Annotated in this window: 22 protein-coding genes; 11 read left to right on the forward strand and 11 right to left on the reverse strand. The window is 54.1% G+C overall.

The window, feature by feature from the left end:
* Nucleotides 1-119: 119 nt before the first annotated feature.
* The 7 genes from murA to mlaF all read right to left on the reverse strand — a co-directional run bounded on the left by murA (nt 120) and on the right by mlaF (nt 4,920).
* The gene (gene murA / locus RT120_RS14915) at nt 120-1,379 is read right to left on the reverse strand and encodes a UDP-N-acetylglucosamine 1-carboxyvinyltransferase (RefSeq protein ID WP_312983746.1); all 1,260 of its coding nucleotides are present in this window, start codon (nt 1,377-1,379) and stop codon (nt 120-122) included.
* A gap of 51 nt (nt 1,380-1,430) precedes the next feature.
* Nucleotides 1,431-1,685: a BolA family iron metabolism protein IbaG gene (ibaG, locus tag RT120_RS14920; protein WP_002434217.1), complete on the reverse strand. Its 255-nt coding sequence runs from the start codon at nt 1,683-1,685 to the stop codon at nt 1,431-1,433.
* A gap of 127 nt (nt 1,686-1,812) precedes the next feature.
* Complete coding sequence (gene mlaB / locus RT120_RS14925) at nt 1,813-2,115, reverse strand: lipid asymmetry maintenance protein MlaB (RefSeq protein WP_312983748.1); 303 nt, start codon at nt 2,113-2,115, stop codon at nt 1,813-1,815.
* Nucleotides 2,115-2,744, reverse strand: coding sequence for a phospholipid-binding protein MlaC (gene mlaC, locus RT120_RS14930; protein WP_312983750.1), 630 nt, complete (start codon nt 2,742-2,744; stop codon nt 2,115-2,117). Before mlaC ends, mlaB begins: the two co-directional genes overlap by 1 nt.
* A 15-nt stretch (nt 2,745-2,759) precedes the next feature.
* On the reverse strand, nt 2,760-3,311 hold the full coding sequence (gene mlaD, locus RT120_RS14935) for an outer membrane lipid asymmetry maintenance protein MlaD (protein ID WP_312983752.1): 552 nt from the start codon (nt 3,309-3,311) through the stop codon (nt 2,760-2,762).
* A gap of 3 nt (nt 3,312-3,314) precedes the next feature.
* Nucleotides 3,315-4,097, reverse strand: a complete 783-nt coding sequence (mlaE, locus tag RT120_RS14940) for a lipid asymmetry maintenance ABC transporter permease subunit MlaE (protein WP_312983899.1) — start codon at nt 4,095-4,097, stop codon at nt 3,315-3,317.
* Between the two features lie 7 nt (nt 4,098-4,104).
* On the reverse strand, nt 4,105-4,920 hold the full coding sequence (mlaF, locus tag RT120_RS14945) for a phospholipid ABC transporter ATP-binding protein MlaF (RefSeq protein ID WP_312983754.1): 816 nt from the start codon (nt 4,918-4,920) through the stop codon (nt 4,105-4,107).
* 232 nt (nt 4,921-5,152) lie between these two features.
* Here mlaF and RT120_RS14950 point away from each other — a divergent pair, with 232 nt between their 5' ends.
* The 11 genes from RT120_RS14950 (at nt 5,153) to npr (ending at nt 13,204) form a co-directional block, all read left to right on the forward strand.
* Nucleotides 5,153-6,130: a calcium/sodium antiporter gene (locus tag RT120_RS14950; protein ID WP_312983756.1), complete on the forward strand. Its 978-nt coding sequence runs from the start codon at nt 5,153-5,155 to the stop codon at nt 6,128-6,130.
* Nucleotides 6,131-6,143: 13 nt separating this feature from the next.
* Entirely contained in the window at nt 6,144-7,130 is a 987-nt protein-coding gene (kdsD, locus tag RT120_RS14955; protein WP_312983758.1) for an arabinose-5-phosphate isomerase KdsD, read from the forward strand.
* Nucleotides 7,131-7,147: 17 nt separating this feature from the next.
* A complete protein-coding gene (gene kdsC, locus RT120_RS14960) occupies nt 7,148-7,714 on the forward strand; it encodes a 3-deoxy-manno-octulosonate-8-phosphatase KdsC (RefSeq protein ID WP_312983760.1) in 567 nt (188 codons plus the stop codon).
* Nucleotides 7,711-8,286, forward strand: coding sequence for an LPS export ABC transporter periplasmic protein LptC (gene lptC, locus RT120_RS14965; RefSeq protein WP_312983762.1), 576 nt, complete (start codon nt 7,711-7,713; stop codon nt 8,284-8,286). The genes kdsC and lptC overlap by 4 nt, the downstream gene beginning before the upstream one ends.
* Nucleotides 8,255-8,815, forward strand: coding sequence for a lipopolysaccharide ABC transporter substrate-binding protein LptA (lptA, locus tag RT120_RS14970; protein ID WP_312983764.1), 561 nt, complete (start codon nt 8,255-8,257; stop codon nt 8,813-8,815). The genes lptC and lptA overlap by 32 nt, the downstream gene beginning before the upstream one ends.
* Before the next feature lie 6 nt (nt 8,816-8,821).
* A complete protein-coding gene (gene lptB / locus RT120_RS14975) occupies nt 8,822-9,547 on the forward strand; it encodes an LPS export ABC transporter ATP-binding protein (RefSeq protein ID WP_312983766.1) in 726 nt (241 codons plus the stop codon).
* Between the two features lie 166 nt (nt 9,548-9,713).
* Nucleotides 9,714-11,147: an RNA polymerase factor sigma-54 gene (gene rpoN, locus RT120_RS14980; protein ID WP_312983767.1), complete on the forward strand. Its 1,434-nt coding sequence runs from the start codon at nt 9,714-9,716 to the stop codon at nt 11,145-11,147.
* A 22-nt stretch (nt 11,148-11,169) separates the two neighbouring features.
* Nucleotides 11,170-11,457, forward strand: coding sequence for a ribosome hibernation promoting factor (hpf, locus tag RT120_RS14985; protein ID WP_125294226.1), 288 nt, complete (start codon nt 11,170-11,172; stop codon nt 11,455-11,457).
* Nucleotides 11,458-11,540: 83 nt separating this feature from the next.
* Nucleotides 11,541-12,020 carry a PTS IIA-like nitrogen regulatory protein PtsN gene (ptsN, locus tag RT120_RS14990; protein ID WP_183169760.1) on the forward strand — a complete coding sequence of 160 codons (480 nt, stop codon included), beginning with the start codon at nt 11,541-11,543 and terminating at the stop codon, nt 12,018-12,020.
* A 60-nt stretch (nt 12,021-12,080) separates the two neighbouring features.
* Nucleotides 12,081-12,935, forward strand: coding sequence for an RNase adapter RapZ (gene rapZ / locus RT120_RS14995; protein WP_312983901.1), 855 nt, complete (start codon nt 12,081-12,083; stop codon nt 12,933-12,935).
* The gene (gene npr / locus RT120_RS15000) at nt 12,932-13,204 is read left to right on the forward strand and encodes a PTS phosphocarrier protein NPr (RefSeq protein WP_125294223.1); all 273 of its coding nucleotides are present in this window, start codon (nt 12,932-12,934) and stop codon (nt 13,202-13,204) included. The genes rapZ and npr overlap by 4 nt, the downstream gene beginning before the upstream one ends.
* A gap of 13 nt (nt 13,205-13,217) precedes the next feature.
* On the opposite strand, the gene mtgA is transcribed toward npr, so the two are convergent.
* The 4 genes from mtgA to RT120_RS15020 all read right to left on the reverse strand — a co-directional run bounded on the left by mtgA (nt 13,218) and on the right by RT120_RS15020 (nt 18,215).
* Entirely contained in the window at nt 13,218-13,946 is a 729-nt protein-coding gene (mtgA, locus tag RT120_RS15005; RefSeq protein ID WP_312983770.1) for a monofunctional biosynthetic peptidoglycan transglycosylase, read from the reverse strand.
* Complete coding sequence (elbB, locus tag RT120_RS15010; RefSeq protein WP_312983772.1) at nt 13,943-14,596, reverse strand: isoprenoid biosynthesis glyoxalase ElbB; 654 nt, start codon at nt 14,594-14,596, stop codon at nt 13,943-13,945. The genes mtgA and elbB overlap by 4 nt, the downstream gene beginning before the upstream one ends.
* Nucleotides 14,597-14,824: 228 nt before the next feature.
* Nucleotides 14,825-17,161 carry an aerobic respiration two-component sensor histidine kinase ArcB gene (gene arcB / locus RT120_RS15015; RefSeq protein WP_312983774.1) on the reverse strand — a complete coding sequence of 779 codons (2,337 nt, stop codon included), beginning with the start codon at nt 17,159-17,161 and terminating at the stop codon, nt 14,825-14,827.
* 112 nt (nt 17,162-17,273) lie between these two features.
* On the reverse strand, nt 17,274-18,215 hold the full coding sequence (locus RT120_RS15020) for a TIGR01212 family radical SAM protein (RefSeq protein ID WP_312983775.1): 942 nt from the start codon (nt 18,213-18,215) through the stop codon (nt 17,274-17,276).
* Between the last annotated feature and the right edge of the window lie 442 nt (nt 18,216-18,657).

Raw genomic sequence — 18,657 nt, forward strand, 5'->3', positions numbered from 1 at the left:
TGAAAGCTTTACGGAACCCCCAGCCTAGCTGGGGGTTTTCTATAGGCAAAAAAAAGCCGGGGCAATGCCCCGGCTTCCTGTGCAGGCGGATGGCGCGATTAAATGCGCCACTACCAGAATTAACTGGCTTTTACACGCTCGATATTAGCGCCTAAACCCCGTAATTTTTCTTCAATACGCTCATAACCACGGTCAATATGATAAATGCGATCGACATAGGTGGCGCCCTGAGCAATACAGCCCGCCAGCACCAGGCTTGCCGAAGCGCGTAAATCTGTCGCCATAACCTGCGCACCGGACAGCGTTTCCACGCCATGGCAGATCACGGTATTGCTCTCGATTTCAGCATGCGCGCCCATACGAATCAGTTCTGGCACATGCATAAAGCGGTTTTCGAAAATGGTTTCGGTGATCACGCCCGTGCCTTCTGCCACCAGATTCAGCAGAGTGAACTGCGCCTGCATATCCGTTGGGAACGCCGGATGCGGCGCGGTGCGCACATTTACCGCTTTCGGGCGCTTACCGTGCATATCCAGGCTGATCCAGTCTTCGCCCACGTCGATGTCGGCACCTGCTTCACGCAGTTTTGCCAACACCGCATCCAGGGTATCCGGGCGGGTATTGCGACACACCACTTTGCCGCCGGAAACGGCAGCGGCGACCAGGAAGGTCCCGGTTTCGATACGGTCCGGTAGAACACGGTAAACACCGCCGCCCAGACGCTCAACGCCTTCGATAACGATGCGGTCTGTGCCCATACCGGTGATTTTCGCACCCAGAGTATTCAGGAAGTTGGCGGTATCGACAATTTCCGGCTCACGGGCGGCGTTTTCAATGATTGTGGTGCCTTCAGCCAGCGTCGCAGCGGACATAATCGTCACCGTTGCGCCAACGCTCACCTTATCCATCACGATATGCGCGCCTTTAAGACGACCCTGAACGGAGGCTTTCACATAACCTTCTTCCAGTTTGATCTCAGCGCCGAGTTGCTCAAGGCCGACGATATGCAGATCGACCGGACGCGCGCCGATAGCGCAGCCGCCCGGCAAGGAGACCTGGCCCTGACCAAAACGCGCCACCAGCGGCCCTAACGCCCAAATAGAGGCGCGCATGGTTTTCACCAGCTCATAAGGCGCACAGAAAATGTTGACGTTGCTGGCATCAATCCATACGGAACCGTTGCGCTCAACTTTGGTACCCAGTTGGCTCAGCAGTTTCATGGTGGTGTCGATGTCTTTGAGCTGCGGTACGTTCTGGATTTCTACCGGCTCTTCCGCCAGCAGCGCAGCGAACAGGATCGGCAACGCCGCGTTTTTAGCGCCGGAGATCGTTACCTCGCCCTGAAGGCGGCACGGACCTTGTACACGAAATTTATCCATGGAAATTTATCTCTTAATAATCACACAGGCTGCCGGCACAAGGCCCACAGCTTAAAAACCACTTAACTTGCGGTCGCGCGCCCACTCTTGCGGCGTGTACGTTTTGATCGACACCGCATGAATGCGGTTCTCGGCAATCAGCCCCATTAACGGGCCGTAAACCGTCTGCTGTTTTTTCACCCGGCTCATCTCTGCAAACAGGTCACCCACTGCAATAACCTGGAAGTGACTGCCGTCGCCGGTAACGTGAACTTCCTGAAGGGGCAGCGCATTCATCAGCACTGTCTGGATTTCATGATTTTCCATGGGGTTCTCTATTCGTCGTTAAGTGAAAACAGGCCAAACATTTTAGAGGAAAGTGAGGCGCGCTTAAACAAACAAAAAGCCCCGCAATGATAGTTTGCGAGGCTTTCGGAGTAATTAACTGAAAAGGTTAGAATACCCTGGCAGGTAAAAGTCCGTCAGGCAGGTTATAAAGCTTAGCGAGGGTGGCTAAGTTATCGCTCATCCCGGTCAGGATCACGGTTTTACCGCTCTGCCTGCCGAGATCAACCAGGTGCAGCAACAGCGCCAGGCCGGACGTGTCAACGCGGCTCAGGGCGTTAAGATCAATCATCTCAATACCCGCCATCGCCGCTTCACGCCGTTCCCACAGCGCGACCACGGTTTCCTGATCAAGTTCGCCGCACAGGACTAACCGTTCGTCCTCACGTCGCCACTCCAGAGCCTCTGTCATTATTTTTTATCGTCCAGGGTGATCGGTTGACGGGAAATTGACTGCAGTTGCGCGGTCAGGCCGTCGATGCCTTTGGTACGCAGCAGGTCGCTCCACTCGTTTTGCTTAGTGGTGATCATGCTGACGCCTTCGGCAATCATGTCATATGCCTGCCAGTTACCCGTTTGGGTATTCTTACGCCACTGGAAATCCAGGCGTACCGGCGGACGGCCGTTAGGATCGACAATGGTGACGCGAATCGGCACGATCGTGGCATCGCCCAGCGGTTGTTCCGGCGCAATCTGGTAAGTCTGGCCGTGATACATCGCCAGCGCCTGACCATAAGCCTGTTTCAGGTATTCACGGAACGCGGCAAAATAGGCGTCGCGCTGCGCAGGGGTCGCGTCTTTATAGTAGCGGCCTAATACCAGCGCACCGGCGTATTTAACCTGCACGTAAGGCAGCAGTTCCTGATCCACCACCTGGCGCAGGTAATCCGGATTTTTACGAATTTGCGGTTGTTCGTTCTTAAGACGATCAAAGGTTTTCTGTGCCGCTTCAGTCATCAGCTTATACGGATTGGACTGATCGGCAGCGTGCGCCAACGGGGCGATCACCAGCATGGCGACCATTAACAGACGTTTAAACATAGTGTAATTCTCCAGTTAGTTCGTCGTGCCGTTTTGAGGCATGGATCCATTATGTTCGGCGCCAGGCGCTGGCGCATCGCCTGGATTCTGATTCTCGCCGCTGTTGCTCTTATAGAGGAACTGACCAATCAGATCTTCGAGCACAATGGCGGACTTGGTATCCTGAATAGTGCCGCCCTCTTTCAGAATTGAAGATCCTAGCTCAGGATCGTCGAAACCGATATTCAGCGCCAGGTATTGTTCGCCCAGTAACCCTGAAGTGCGGATCGACAAGGAGCTGGTATCCGGGATTTGGTTATAGCGTTCTTCAATGTCCATGGCGACACGCGGTAAATAGGTTTTCGGATCGAGTTCAATGTCGGCAACCCGGCCAACCACCACCCCGCCAACACGCACCGGCGAACGCGCTTTCAGGCCGCCGATATTATCGAAAGTGGCATAGATACGGTACGTCGGCTCCGTGCGCATCGACGTGACATTCGCCACTTTCAGGCAGATGAACAGCGCCGCCAGCAGTGCTACCAGCATAAAAACGCCGACCCAGATTTCAGTTTTCTTCGTTTGCATGAATTAATTCCCAAACATCAGTGCAGTAAGCACAAAATCCAGGCCGAGAACGGCCAGCGATGCGTGCACAACAGTACGTGTAGTTGCCCGGCTAATCCCTGCTGAAGTTGGGATAGCGTCATAACCATTGAATAACGCGATCCACGTTACCGTAATGGCAAAAACTACGCTTTTAATCAGACAGTTGACCAGATCCATGCGCCAGTCGATGGCGCTTTGCATCGCCGACCAGTAGAAGCCCGCATCGATGCCTTTCCAGCTGACGCCGACCAGCGCCCCGCCCCAGATCCCTACCGCGACGAAAATAATGGTCAACAGCGGCAGTGAGATCACACCCGCCCAAAAGCGCGGAGATATCACCCGGCGTAACGGATCGACCGCCATCATTTCCATGCTGGAGAGCTGTTCAGTAGCGCGCATCAGGCCAATTTCCGCCGTTAACGCCGAACCGGCACGCCCGGCGAACAGTAGCGCCGCCACCACCGGACCCAGCTCGCGCAATAACGACAGCGCCACCAGCATACCGAGGCTGGTTTCCGCGCTATAGGTCGTCAAGACCAGATAGCCTTGCAGCCCCAGCACCATGCCGATAAAAACGCCGGAAACCATGATAATAATCATCGACAGTACGCCGACGTTATACAGCTGGCGCAGCAATAGCGGCGTGTGCTTGCGGAATTCCGGTTTCCCAACCAACGCATTGAATAACATCAAACCGGCACGACCAAAGGACGCGCAGCTTTTCAGCGTGCGATGGCCTAACGATGCCAGTGCATTTAACAGCATGAGTGGCTTAACTCCCTGTTCCAGGTAAAAGATCGTGCTGGTAATCGCCAGCAGGATAACGGAAGGGCACAGGCCCGTCGGCGTTGCCATCCAGGAACTGCCTGACGCGCGGGTCGGTGTTGGTTTGCAGCGCTTGCGCCTGCCCGTGGGCGACGATGCGTTTATCAGCGACGATATAGGCGTAATCCGCAATGCTTAGCACTTCGGGCACATCGTGCGACACCACAATACAGGTCACGCCCAGCGAGCTGTTCAGTTCGGAAATCAGTTTGACCAGGACACCCATCGTGATGGGGTCCTGCCCGACAAACGGTTCATCAAACATGATCAGGTCCGGTTCCAGCGCAATGGCGCGCGCCAGCGCAGCACGCCGCGCCATCCCGCCAGAGAGTTCCGACGGCATGAGTTTTGCCGCGCCGCGCAGCCCGACGGCTTCCAGTTTCATCATGACCGTTGTTTTCAGCAACTGCGCGGGCAGATGCGTGTGCTCCCGCAGCGGGTAAGCCACGTTTTCATAAACGTTCATGTCCGTAAACAGCGCGCCGGACTGGAAAAGCATGCTCATACGCTTACGCACCGTATACAGGCGTGAGCGCGTCATGGCGGGAATATTCTCGCCATCAAATAAAATTTCGCCGCAATCGGGTGGGATCTGGCCGCCAATCAAGCGCAGGAGCGTGGTTTTACCAATCCCCGACGGCCCCATGATGGCCGTGATTTTTCCTCGGGGTACGGTCAGCGAAATATCATCAAAGATACAACGGTTCCCGCGGGTAAAACGCATCCCCTGGATCTCAACCAGATTTGAGTCAGCCTGGCTCATCAACTTATCCTTTAAGTGATTTTCAGGTTAAGCATGGCGCGTAACATCACCATAAACCCAACATTTTTACAGATTATTACCCACCAGGGTTAGCCAAAGCTGGCATTTGTTTTACTTTTCGGACGCTAAAAGTCAGAATTAAGAATTCACAACCATCCTGAGTCTTTCCCTCTGAGCGGCCAGTACATCAGGTAAAGTGGGCCGGCGATTATACCTGAAGAAAGGACTTTGCATGCTGTTAGCAACGATGCTGTTAGTAATTGGTTTATTTCTGGTGGTTTATAGCGCCGATAGACTGGTTTTCGCGGCTTCGTTACTGTGTCGCTCCATTAATATACCTCCATTGATTGTCGGCATGACGGTGGTGAGCGTCGGGACATCCCTACCAGAAATCATGGTATCGGTCGCGGCCGCGCTGCATGGGCAACTGGATTTAGCCGTAGGTACGGCGCTGGGCTCAAATATAACCAATATTCTGTTAATTGCTGGCCTGGCGGCATTACTGCATCCATTTACCGTGCATTCCGATATTCTTCGCCGCGAATTGCCGCTAATGTTGCTGATGAGCGCGTTGGCAGGCTTATTTCTCTATGACGGTGCCCTGTCGCGCACCGATGGCATAGTTTTATTGCTGATTGCCGTGTGTTACCTGTGGTTTGTCGTTAAAATCGCAAAGCTTGCGCAGCAACAGGGCAATGACAGCCTGACGCGCGAGCAACTGGCCGAACTGCCGCGCGGCGGCACGCTACCGGTAGCGTTTCTGTGGTTAGCCGTGGCGCTGATTATTATGCCTATGGCTACGCGCATGGTGATCGACAACGCGACGGTAGTGGCACATTACTTTGCCGTTGATGAGCTCACTATTGGCCTGACGGTTATCGCCATCGGCACCAGTTTGCCGGAGCTGGCCACGGCTATTGCTGGCGTGCGTAAAGGTGAAGATGATATCGCAATCGGCAACATCATCGGCTCCAGCATTTATAATATCGCCATTGTGTTAGGTTTACCGGCGTTGCTGGCGCCCGGTGCTATCAACTCCCTCGCGTTTACCCGTGACTACGGGGTGATGTTGGGGGTTAGCGCCCTGTTTGCTCTGCTATGCTGGCGACGCGCCCGCCATATCGGCAAACGCACTGGCGCAGGGTTATTGATCGGCTTTATGTTATGGATGGTGCTGCTTTTTTGGGGCTCATCTTATCTCATTGGATGAATCGGAAACGCATATGTCGCACATAGATTTGCAGCCGGGTTTTGACTTTCAAAAGGCCGGGAAAGATGTCCTGGATATTGAACGTGAAGGTCTGGCACAGCTTGATCAGTACATCAATGAAGATTTCGTGAAGGCCTGCGAACTGATGTTTTACTGCGCGGGCAAAGTGATCGTGATGGGAATGGGCAAGTCCGGCCATATCGGTAAAAAAATGGCGGCAACGTTCGCCAGTACCGGTACGCCTGCGTTCTTCGTTCACCCTGGCGAAGCCAGCCACGGCGACCTCGGGATGGTCACCGCCCAGGATGTGGTGATTGCGATCTCCAACTCCGGGGAATCCAATGAAATCCTTGCGCTGATCCCGGTGCTCAAACGCCTGCGCGTCCCGATGATCTGCATGACCAGCCGCCCGGAAAGCGCCATGGCGAAAGCCGCAGACATTCATTTGTGTATTCATGTGCCGCAGGAAGCCTGCCCGTTAGGGCTAGCCCCCACCACCAGCACGACCGCCACCTTAGTAATGGGCGATGCGCTGGCCGTGGCGTTATTAAAAGCGCGCGGCTTTACGGCAGAAGATTTCGCCCTCTCCCACCCCGGCGGCGCACTGGGGCGTAAGTTATTGTTGCGCGTCAACGATATAATGCACAGTGGCGATGAAATCCCACACGTCAGCAAAGAAGCATCATTACGTGATGCGCTGCTGGTGATCACCCGTAAAGGGCTGGGTATGGTAGTGGTTTGCGATGACCTGATGAAAATCGAAGGCATCTTTACCGACGGCGATTTACGTCGCGTACTGGATATGGATGCTGATGTTCGTACCCTGAGCATTGCCGAGGTGATGACTCCTGGCGGCGTTCGCGTTCGCCCTGGCACCCTGGCGGTGGATGCGCTGAACCTGATGCAATCACGGCATATTACCTCCGTTCTGGTGGCGGATGGCGACCAGTTAATGGGTGTGGTACATATGCACGATCTGCTGCGCGCTGGCGTAGTGTAATAAAGGATAAGTCTTTAATGAGTAATCATGATGCTGCAATCACCACCTGTTACGGTCCGGTGAGCGCAAAAGTCATTCATAAGGCGCAGAAGATCCGCCTGTTGATTCTGGACGTCGACGGCGTGATGTCCGACGGCCTGATTTATATGGGTAATAATGGCGAAGAGCTCAAAGCGTTCAATGTGCGCGATGGCTATGGCATACGCTGCGCGCTGACGTCGGGTATTGAAGTGGCCATCATCACCGGGCGTAAAGCCAAACTGCTGGAAGACCGGTGCGCTACGCTGAAGATCAAACATTTGTACCAGGGCCAGTCGGATAAACTGATCGCCTATCACGAGCTACTGGAAAAATTGTCGCTGTCGGCTCAACAGGTCGCCTATGTGGGCGACGATTTGATTGACTGGCCGGTGATGGCAGACGTTGGGCTCAGCGTGGCGGTTGCCGATGCCCATCCTCTGCTGACGCCGCGCGCGGATTATGTCACCCACATCGCCGGTGGCCGGGGCGCGGTACGTGAGGTTTGCGATCTGCTGCTGCTGGCGCAGGGCAAGCTGGAAGACGCCAAAGGGCAATCGATATGAGTAAAACCAGACGTTGGGTTATCATTCTGCTCGCGCTGGTCGCGCTGGTTTTGATCGGTATTAATCTGACCAGCCAGGATGACGCGACGCAGGTCGTTAATAATAACAACGAGCCGACTTACCAAAGCGAGCAATCCAACACGCTGGTTTATAGTCCTGAAGGGGCGCTGAATTACCAGCTGGAAGCGCAACACGTTGAATACTTTTCTGATAGTGGCGTGTCGTGGTTTACGAAACCTGTCATGATCATGCTGGATGCCAACAAAGTTCCTACCTGGTCAATCAAGTCAGATAAAGCCAAACTGACTAATGACAGGATGCTGTATCTGTATGGCAATGTCGTTGTTGACGCGCTGACCCCTGAAGCGCAATTACGCAAAATTACTACCGATAACGCGCAGATCAATCTGCTGACGCAGGATGTGGCGTCAGACGATCTGGTGACGTTATACGGCACCAGCTTTAACTCCAGCGGCCTGAAAATGCGCGGAAACTTACGCAGCAAAACTGCCGAGCTGATTGAAAAGGTTAGAACGTCCTATGAAATTCCAAATAAACAAACTCAGCCTTAACCTTGCCTTATCCGGTGCGTTGCTGGCGGCGGCTTTTCCAGCGCTGGCGTTGACCGGTGACACCGATCAGCCGATTCATATCGAATCCGATCAACAGTCGCTGGATATGCAGGGCAACATCGTGACCTTCACCGGTAACGTCGTGGTGACCCAGGGCACGATCAAAATCAATGCCGACAAAGTGGTTGTCACCCGTCCGGGCGGCGAGAGCGGCAAAGAGGTGATCGACGGCTACGGTAAACCCGCCACCTTTTTCCAGATGCAGGACAACGGCAAACCGGTGAAAGGCCGTGCCGATACCATGCATTATGAACTGCAAAATGACTTTGTGACCCTGACCGGCAATGCCTTCCTTGAGCAGTTGGACAGCAACATCAAGGGCGACAAAATCACCTACCTGGTCAAAGAGCAGAAGATGCAGGCGTTTAGCGATAAGGGCAAACGCGTGACGACCGTGCTGGTGCCGTCGCAGTTGCAGGACAAGAACAAACCCGCCGCCAATGCGCCAGCGCCCAACAAGAGTAACTAATTTTTTATGGCAACATTAACAGCGAAAAACCTCGCCAAAGCCTATAAAGGCCGCCGCGTCGTCGAGGATGTCAGCCTGACGGTGAATTCAGGTGAAATTGTGGGTCTGCTCGGCCCGAACGGTGCGGGCAAGACCACGACGTTCTATATGGTGGTGGGAATTGTCCCGCGCGATGCCGGGAATATCATCATTGATGATGAAGACATCAGCCTGCTGCCTTTGCATGCCCGCGCCCGTCGCGGTATTGGTTACCTCCCGCAGGAAGCGTCGATTTTTCGCCGCCTGAGCGTTTATGACAACCTGATGGCGGTGTTGCAGATCCGTGACGATCTCACCAACGAACAGCGTGAAGACCGCGCCGTCGAGTTGATGGAAGAGTTCCACATCGACCACTTGCGTAATAGCCTCGGTCAGTCGCTGTCCGGCGGTGAACGTCGCCGCGTTGAAATTGCCCGCGCGCTGGCGGCGAATCCCAAATTTATTCTGCTTGATGAGCCGTTTGCTGGGGTAGATCCCATCTCGGTAATTGATATTAAACGTATTATTGAGCACCTGCGCGACAGCGGCCTCGGCGTACTGATCACCGACCACAACGTCCGCGAAACGCTGGCGGTCTGCGAGCGCGCTTATATCGTGAGCCAGGGCAACCTGATTGCGCACGGTACGCCTGACCAAATCCTGCAAGACGAACAGGTTAAACGTGTGTATCTTGGGGAAGAGTTCAGACTCTGATACGGTAGAGCAAATCACAGAGGGTTGAAGCTCCCTGACGAAGCTTCAGAATCTGCCTGTGCAGGTATAATTGACGTAAGTACCCCTTGCCGCTTCCCTGCATCGGCTTTCGATGCCAGAGAGGTTGTACAGTTAGGGTATAAACCTGAGGAATGTTGCTCTGAATATGAAGCAAGGTTTGCAACTGAGGCTAAGCCAACAGCTTGCCATGACGCCGCAACTGCAACAGGCGATCCGCTTGTTGCAGCTGTCTACGTTAGAACTCCAGCAGGAGCTGCAACAGGCGCTGGACAGCAATCCGTTGCTGGAGCAAACCGACTCTCATGATGAGATAGACACTCAGGAAGCCCGTGATACTGAAACGCTGGACACCGCCGACGCACTTGAACAGAAAGAGATGCCGGACGAACTGCCGTTAGACGCCAGTTGGGACGAAATCTACACCGCCGGCACACCTTCGGGTAACGGGGTGGATTATCAGGATGACGAACTGCCCATCTATCAGGGCGAAACCACCCAGTCACTCCAGGATTACCTGATGTGGCAGGTTGAACTGACCCCCTTTTCCGATACCGACCGCGCGATTGCCACGTCTATCGTCGATGCCGTGGACGACACCGGCTATCTCACCGTGTCGCTGGAAGATATTCTGGAAAGCGTCGGGGATGACGAAACGGATATTGAAGAAGTCGAAGCCGTACTGAAGCGCATCCAGCGTTTTGATCCTGTCGGCGTCGCCGCGCGGGATTTGCGAGATTGCTTGTTGATCCAGCTTTCGCAATATGCCAAAGACACCCCCTGGCTGGAAGAGTCACGGCTGATCGTCAGCGAATATCTCGATCTGCTGGCGAATCACGATTTCCGCACGCTAATGCGCGTGACGCGGCTCAAAGAAGACATCCTCAAAGAAGCGGTCAATTTTATCCAGTCCCTCGATCCCAGGCCGGGCCAGTCGATTCAAACCAGCGAGCCGGAATATGTCATCCCGGATGTGCTGGTGCGCAAACACAACGGCGTCTGGACGGTAGAACTCAATGCCGACAGTATTCCGCGTTTAAAGATCAATCAGCATTATGCCTCGATGGGCAGTAGCGCCCGCAACGACGCCGATGGCCAGTTTATCCGCAGCAACCTTCAGGAAGCACGCTGGTTGATTAAGAGCCTGGAAAGCCGCAACGACACCCTGTTACGTGTTAGCCGCTGCATTGTAGAACAGCAGCAGGCGTTTTTTGAACAGGGTGAAGAGCATATGAAACCGATGGTGCTGGCAGATATCGCCCAGGCCGTCGAAATGCACGAATCGACGATTTCGCGCGTCACGACCCAAAAATATTTGCATAGCCCGCGCGGCATTTTTGAACTGAAGTATTTCTTCTCCAGCCATGTGAATACTGAAGGCGGCGGCGAAGCCTCCTCCACCGCTATTCGGGCTCTGGTGAAGAAATTAATCGCCGGCGAGAATCCGGCAAAACCCCTGAGCGACAGTAAACTGACCTCCATGCTGTCTGAACAAGGTATCATGGTGGCACGCCGTACCGTCGCCAAATATCGAGAGTCTCTGTCCATTCCGCCGTCAAACCAGCGTAAACAACTGGTCTGACATAACCGATAAGGAAGACACTATGCAGCTCAACATCACAGGACATAACGTCGAAATCACTGAATCTTTGCGCGAGTTTTTGAACACGAAGTTCGCCAAGCTGGAGCAGTATTTTGAAAGGATAAACCAGGTCTATATTGTGCTGAAAGTGGAGAAGGTCACTCACATTTCGGATGCGACTCTGCATGTGAACGGTGGGGAGATTCATGCCAGTGCGGAAGGGCAAGACATGTATGCAGCCATCGACGGGCTTATTGATAAACTGGCGCGTCAATTGACTAAACATAAAGATAAACTAAAACAACATTAAGAGTCCGGGCGTTTACCTGGTGTTTCAACGGCTCGTGGTCACTGACGACGAGCCGTTGGCATTGAGAATGCTTAGGTGAAAATATGATGACTTATGATTTGAGCAGTGTCCTTAACCAGGAATGTACCCGCAGCGGTGTTCACTGCCAGAGCAAAAAACGCGCTCTGGAAATCGTCAGCGAACTGGCCGCAAAACAGTTAAGCCTGCCGCCACAAGTGGTATTTGAAGCGATCCTGACCCGCGAACGTATGGGCAGTACCGGTATCGGCAACGGCATTGCCATTCCACACGGCAAACTGGAAGAAGATACCTTGCGCGCCGTAGGCGTGTTTGTGCAGCTTGAGACGCCTATCGCATTCGATGCCATTGATAACCAACCCGTAGACCTGCTGTTTGCCTTACTGGTCCCGGCAGATCAAACTAAAACGCATTTGCATACCCTGTCATTAGTGGCGAAGCGTCTGGCGGACAAAACGATTTGCCGCCGCCTGCGTGCCGCGCAAAGCGACGAAGAGCTGTATCAGATCATTACTGAAGGCAGCAATGAAAACCAAAGTGAATAATTGGGTGGAGGAAGTCACCCTGGCTGTACCGAAGCAGCCCGCCGTGTGGGAGAAATCGAGATGGTATTGATGATTGTCAGCGGACGCTCAGGCTCAGGAAAGTCCGTGGCGTTGCGTGCGCTGGAAGATATGGGGTTCTATTGCGTAGACAACCTGCCGGTTGTGCTCTTACCCGATCTTGCCCGGACGCTTTCGGATAATCATATTTCCGCCGCTGTCAGCATTGACGTTCGCAACATGCCGGAATCACCGGAAATTTTCGAACAGGCGATGAACAACCTGCCGGATACCTTCTCGCCGCAGTTGCTGTTTCTCGATGCCGATCGCAATACGCTGATCCGCCGTTACAGCGATACCCGTCGCCTGCATCCTCTTTCCAGCAAGAATCTCTCACTGGAAAGCGCTATCGACAAAGAAAGCGATCTGCTGGAGCCGCTGCGTTCCCGCGCTGATTTGATCGTCGATACTTCTGAGATGTCTGTCCACGAACTGGCGGAAATGCTGCGTACCCGCCTGTTGGGTAAACGCGAGCGTGAACTGACCATGGTGTTCGAATCCTTTGGCTTTAAACACGGCATCCCTATCGATGCGGATTACGTGTTTGACGTGCGCTTTTTGCCTAACCCGCACTGGGACCCGAAACTCCGTCCGATGACCGGTCTGGATAAACCGGTCGCGGCGTTTTTAGACCGCCACACCGAGGTGCATAACTTTATCTACCAGACGCGCAGCTATCTTGAGTTGTGGCTGCCGATGCTGGAAACCAACAACCGTAGCTACTTAACGGTGGCCATTGGCTGTACTGGCGGCAAACACCGCTCTGTGTACATTGCCGAGCAACTGGCTGATTACTTCCGCTCGCGCGGCAAAAACGTCCAGTCCCGCCATCGCACGCTGGAAAAACGTAAAACATGACCGTCAAACAAACCGTTGAAATCACCAATAAGCTGGGCATGCATGCACGCCCGGCAATGAAGCTTTTCGAATTAGTGCAAAGCTTTGATGCGGAAGTGTTATTACGAAACGAGGCGGGCACCGAAGCGGAAGCCAGCAGCGTTATCGGCCTGTTGATGCTGGATTCCGCCCAGGGCGGTCATATTGAAATCGAAGCCAATGGCCCGCAGGAAGTCGAAGCGCTGGCAGCGGTAATTGCGTTGTTTAACGCGGGTTTCGACGAAGACTAACCTTCCGGCGCGCTCAATCAAGCTTGTGCTGCGCCATAAACGACTCCCCACCAAGCTGCTGCATTTGACGCAGGATCCAGGCCTGCCGCGAACGCACGTAGCCTGACGGCGCATCCGCTTTAAAACGCAGCGGGTTTGGCAGCACAGCGGCCAGCAATGCGGCCTGCGAAGCGCTAAGCCTGCTGGCTGGCTTATTAAAATAGTGCTGCGCGGCGGCTTCCACGCCAAAGATCCCGTTGCCAAATTCGGCGACGTTAAGGTATACCGTCAGGATCCGCCGCTTGCTCCATACCGTCTCGATCCCCACGGTTAAACCGGCTTCCAGCCCCTTGCGCAGCCAGCTTCTGCCGTCCCACAGAAACATATTTTTTGCCGTTTGCTGAGACAGCGTCGACGCGCCGCGAATGCGGGTTTCATTGCGCTCATTATGGGCGACAGCTTTCTGGATCGCCGCCATATCAAACCCCCAGTGCTCCTGGAATTTTTGATCCTCAGCCGCGATAACCGCGAGGCCCATCCACGGCGAGATCTCATCCATACCGACCCAGTCAGAGTGCGCCACATAGCCGAAATCACCGTGCAGCCAGGCGGAAAGCTGCCGCTCAATCATCACGGCGGAAAAAGGCACCGGCAGCATGCTGAACATCAGGATCCCGGCAATCCACAAGCCAAAAACCCCTAACAGTAACCGGACAATCCACCGTTTTAGCGTACCGACGATCGGCAAGCGGCCCCGCGTCATTCGCACAGATCCAGCACCCTGACGACCAGTTTCTCAATGCCGTCTGCCGCTTCATCAATACGTTTGGCCAGCATATAAGCCGGGGTGGTCACCAGCTTGTTCTCTTCGTCGACCACGATATCTTCAACCGGGCATGGCACATGTTCGCCGCCCATTTCTTCAATAACTTCGGCGGTATCGATATCGGTGCCGATAGTCAGGCGCAGCGGCGCGGGGATCAGTTTTGGCAGCATCGCGGGGGCGATACACAGAAACCCCAGCGGTTTACCCGCCGCGTGCATCGCCTGTACCAGGCGCTTTAATTCAGGATCGACGGCGCATTCACTGCCCTGGCTGGCGAAGTTGCTGAGGTTTTTCGCCGCACCAAAGCCGCCGGGTACGATCAGCGCATCCAGTTCACGGGCATTGGCCGCGCTAAGGGGTTTGATCGCGCCACGGGCAATACGCGCTGCTTCGATCAGCACATTGCGGCTTTCCGCCATAGGATCCCCGGTCAAATGGTTGATCACATCGGCCTGGGGTTTATCCGGTGCGAAGCAACAAGCCTGCGCGCCCTGCCGTGCCAACGCCAGTAAAGTGATCACCGCTTCATGGATTTCAGCGCCGTCATAAACGCCACATCCTGCCAGCACCACGCCTACTTTTTTCATCGCGATTTTCCTTTCTTCCGACATCCCGAAGCAGATTAATTACGCTTATAAAACGCTATGCTTCACACATTTAACTGATTCACGTAACAATAAATTTAAGTTTTGCTATCTTAATGCACGTGCAGTTTCATCTACCCGGCCATGTTACCCGACTAACACAACACCATTAACATGGCCTCGATTTCCCTGGTGTTGGCGCAGTATTCGCGCACCCCGGTATAGCCGGGGTCATTTTTTTGGAGCGCTCGCTACCCACGCTTTCAACACCGCCACGTCGTTTTGCCACTCCTGTTTCAGCTCTTCGATCCATTCGCCGACGTTATCCCACCATGCCGGAAGATCCGGAGACTGGATCTGCTGCGCGACCTGCTGGAGATGGCGTAAACCGATCGATCCTGCCGCGCCTTTGATCTTATGGCCTTCCTCGACGATCCCTTTTTGATCCCGGGCGGTCAGATTGGAATCCAGGACGCTCAGGTAGCCCGGCATCATTTTCTCAAACACGGCAAGACCGTCTGTGATCAGTTTCGGCCCAACCAGTTCCATGTACTGCTCCAGCATTGCGACATCCAGCAATGCGTTCTGTTTGCTGTGTTGTTCGAGTGACACGATCCTCTCCTCATGGTTAGAACGGGAATCCCAGAACTTCTTGATCATGGCGGTAAGCGCCGGGACAGATAGCGGTTTACTGAGCACGTCATCCATGCCCGCCGCCAAATATTCACCTTTGTCTTTCAAAACGTTGGCCGTTAACGCCACCAGCGGTGGCAGTTCACTGGCGTCAAACTGGCTGGTCAGTTTGCGGGAAATGTCCAGCCCGGTCATGTCCGGAAGCTGGATATCCAGCAGCACCAGGTCATATTCACCCAGTTTAAACATATCAAGCGCTTCCTGGCCGGTCATTGCCACATCGACGCTGTTACCCATTTTTTCCAGCACCGAGCGGGCGACAATCACGTTCAGTTCGATATCTTCAACCAGCAGCACATGCAGCGCCGGCAGCGGCATATCGTCATCGTCAGAGGTACTGTCGATCTCTTCCGCCACGCGCGGCGCCTGTACCGTCAGAGTAAAGACCGAGCCTTTGCCCGGATGGCTGCTGACGGTGATGTCGCCGCCCATGTTTTTCGCCAGCCGGCGTGATACCGCCAGGCCAATCCCGGTGCCGGTAGCGGGCTTCCCGCCGTGGCTGTCTTTCACCTGATAGTACATGGCAAAGATTTTATCCTGCTCGTTCTGCGGGATGCCGATGCCGGAATCCTCCACTTCAAAACGCAGCATGCTGCTTTCGTAGCTGACCCGCACCGTCACCTGCCCTTTTTGCGTGAACTTCACTGCGTTACTGATCAGGTTCCAGATAATCTGGCGCAGGCGCGTACCGTCGGTAATGACCTTGTGCGGCAGCGGCAGAGCAGGCTCCAGCACGAAGCGCAGCCCTTTTTGCTGGGCCTGTAAACCAGACAGGTTTTCGAGATCGGCCAGGAAGCCGGTAAAGTCGACAGGCTGGTTATCCAGTTGCACTTTGCGGCGCTCGATTTTATCCATGTCAATAATATCGTTGAAGATATTGCCAAGAGTCACGGCGGAGACATGGATCGTTTTTAGGTACTTTTGCTGTTCCGCTGTGAGGTCGGTATCCAGCAGGATACGGCTCAGGCCGACGATGCCGTTAAGCGGAGTACGCAGTTCATGGCTGATGGTAGAGATAAAGGTCGTCTTATCGCGGCTCGCCCGCTCCAGCGCATCCTGATAGCGCTTACGTTCGGTGATATCGCGGCCAAAGCCCATCAGCCCGTGGCGTTTGCCCACGCGGTCGTAGTACGGCACTTTACGGATTTCAAAGCAGGCTTTGCGGCCATCGGGGTAATCGAGCCACTGTTCATAGGTGAGCGAGACGTTGTGGCGGAACACCTTTTCATCGGTTTCAATGACCTTTTCCGCTGCTTCCGGCGCATAGACATCGTGCGGTTGCAGGCCGATAAGCTGTTTCTCGCTTTTGCCGGTCAGCAGTTCCATCGCGCGGTTGCAGCCGGAAAACGCTTTGTCTTCGTTGCGATAGAACACCAGGTCCGGGGAGGCATCCAGGAAGGAGCGTAAAAACGAGGATTGCTGCTCAAGCTGGATTTGCGTGACTTCGCGCTCTTTCATCTCGACGGTGAGCTGTTCCAGCACTTTCTGGCGCTCGGCCTCTGCCTTTTCACGCTCGGCATTCTGCTGGTTAAGCTGGGTGATGTTGTCTTTTAACTGGACGTTGAGCTTCAGGTCGCGCTCGCGCATCTCTTCCAGCTTATCCACCAGCTTTGACAGGCGCTGGCGCGACTCTTCCAGTTGTTCGACCACCACTGACAGGAAATAGACCGCCCAGGGCGTGATTAACAACCCGAAGAAGATAGAACGGATCACATCGATACTTTCGACCCGACCATGCAGCACCATGGTCACCGCCATTTGCACAACCATCGCCAGTATCACCAGCACTAACGCCAGCAATAACGAAAAACGAACCAGCCCAAGTTTGACCAACAGGTCGACGTAATACTGTGCCAATAAACGGATTTGCTTCATAGGATGTTCCTTTGCTGCGTACCGCTCAATAATACTCAATTCCGGCCGTTACGCTGAAGGTTGTGAAAAAAAGTGCGCGGTGGAATCCATTTATCGCCGTTTGAACGCGGCGTTAAACGGCGATAGAGGAAGGATTTGCCTGCCAGGGTGTGCCTAATGCCGAGCCCTGAACGCCTTCTCGGCTCAGGTAGCGGTCAATTTCCACCATCCCGGTCCAGCGGTTTTCGCACCACAGTGGTGCCAGCAGCGTCGGCCGCCGCGCGCTGGCGGAAATACGATGATAGATAATCTCCGGCGGAGTATGGCGGATCATTTCACCTGCGATAGTGGCGTAATCCTCCAGTTCGATAGCGTTGAGCCGCCCTGCCGCCCAGGCCTTCGCCATTATGCTGCCGGTAACGATATGCAGCGGGTGCAGCTTGATGCCGTCAGTGCCGGTGTGGACCACGCTCTCCAGCGTGTTCAGCGCATCCTGCTGGCCTTCGCCGGGCAAACCGACAATTAGATGCGTGCAAACTTTCAGGCCGCGCTGGCGGGCAAGACGGGTTGTCTTTTGGTAGCAGGCGAAATCATGACCGCGATTTATGCGGTGCAGGGTTTTATCGTGCGCGGTTTGCAGACCGAGCTCCAGCCAGACTTCGTAGCCCTGCTCCCGATAACTGCACAAGAGATCCAGCACGCTATCCGGCACGCAGTCCGGGCGCGTCCCCACACAAAGCCCCACCACATTGGCCTGATCGATGGCCTGCTGATACATACTGCGCAGCAGTTGCACCTCGGCAAAGGTGCTGGTGTAAGCCTGAAAATAGGCCAGATAGCGACGGGCGCGATTCACCAGCCGCGCCTGGTCAGCGAGCTGTTCGGCAATACTGCGGTGCTGCTGCGCTTCATCAGCGAACGAGGCCACGTTGCAGAAGGTACAACCGCCGCGCCCTAAGGTGCCATCGCGGTTTGGGCAGCTAAAGCCGCCATGCAACGTGAGTTTGTGAACTTTTTGTCCGTAGCGACGTGAAAGATCGCCACCAAACATATTGACTAATTTTTGTAACTGCATAATCTGGAAGGCCGGCCTGAAAAAGGGCCTCAGACTGCCATTTTTACCTCTTTACGGCGATGATGTGGATCAAGCGCCTGCCCTTGCCTTTATCATTTGAATAAGCATTCAGAATTATTGAAATTTCAGTCACTCCTGAAGCAATTACTTTTACTTATAAACTCCCCCATTATTTAAAGAATATGACACAGCCGCGAAAACAGAGGCATTATGCGGCTCCAGAGGCATATTCAGCACAATTATCTGCCAATTTATTTAACAATAGCGCGCTATATAGTTTTAGCCGCTTTTTGATAGTGAGACAGATCACACTTGCTCACGGTATCCAGGCCACTCCTTGCAATCCAAAAAACCGTAAATACCCTTAACATTCATTGAATTAGTGTGCTGTTAGCACAAATTTGAATAAATAAGAATGCCATTTGACCTGTGTCGCAAATCC

This window comes from Atlantibacter sp. (assembly GCF_032062175.1).
GTDB lineage: Bacteria > Pseudomonadota > Gammaproteobacteria > Enterobacterales > Enterobacteriaceae > Atlantibacter.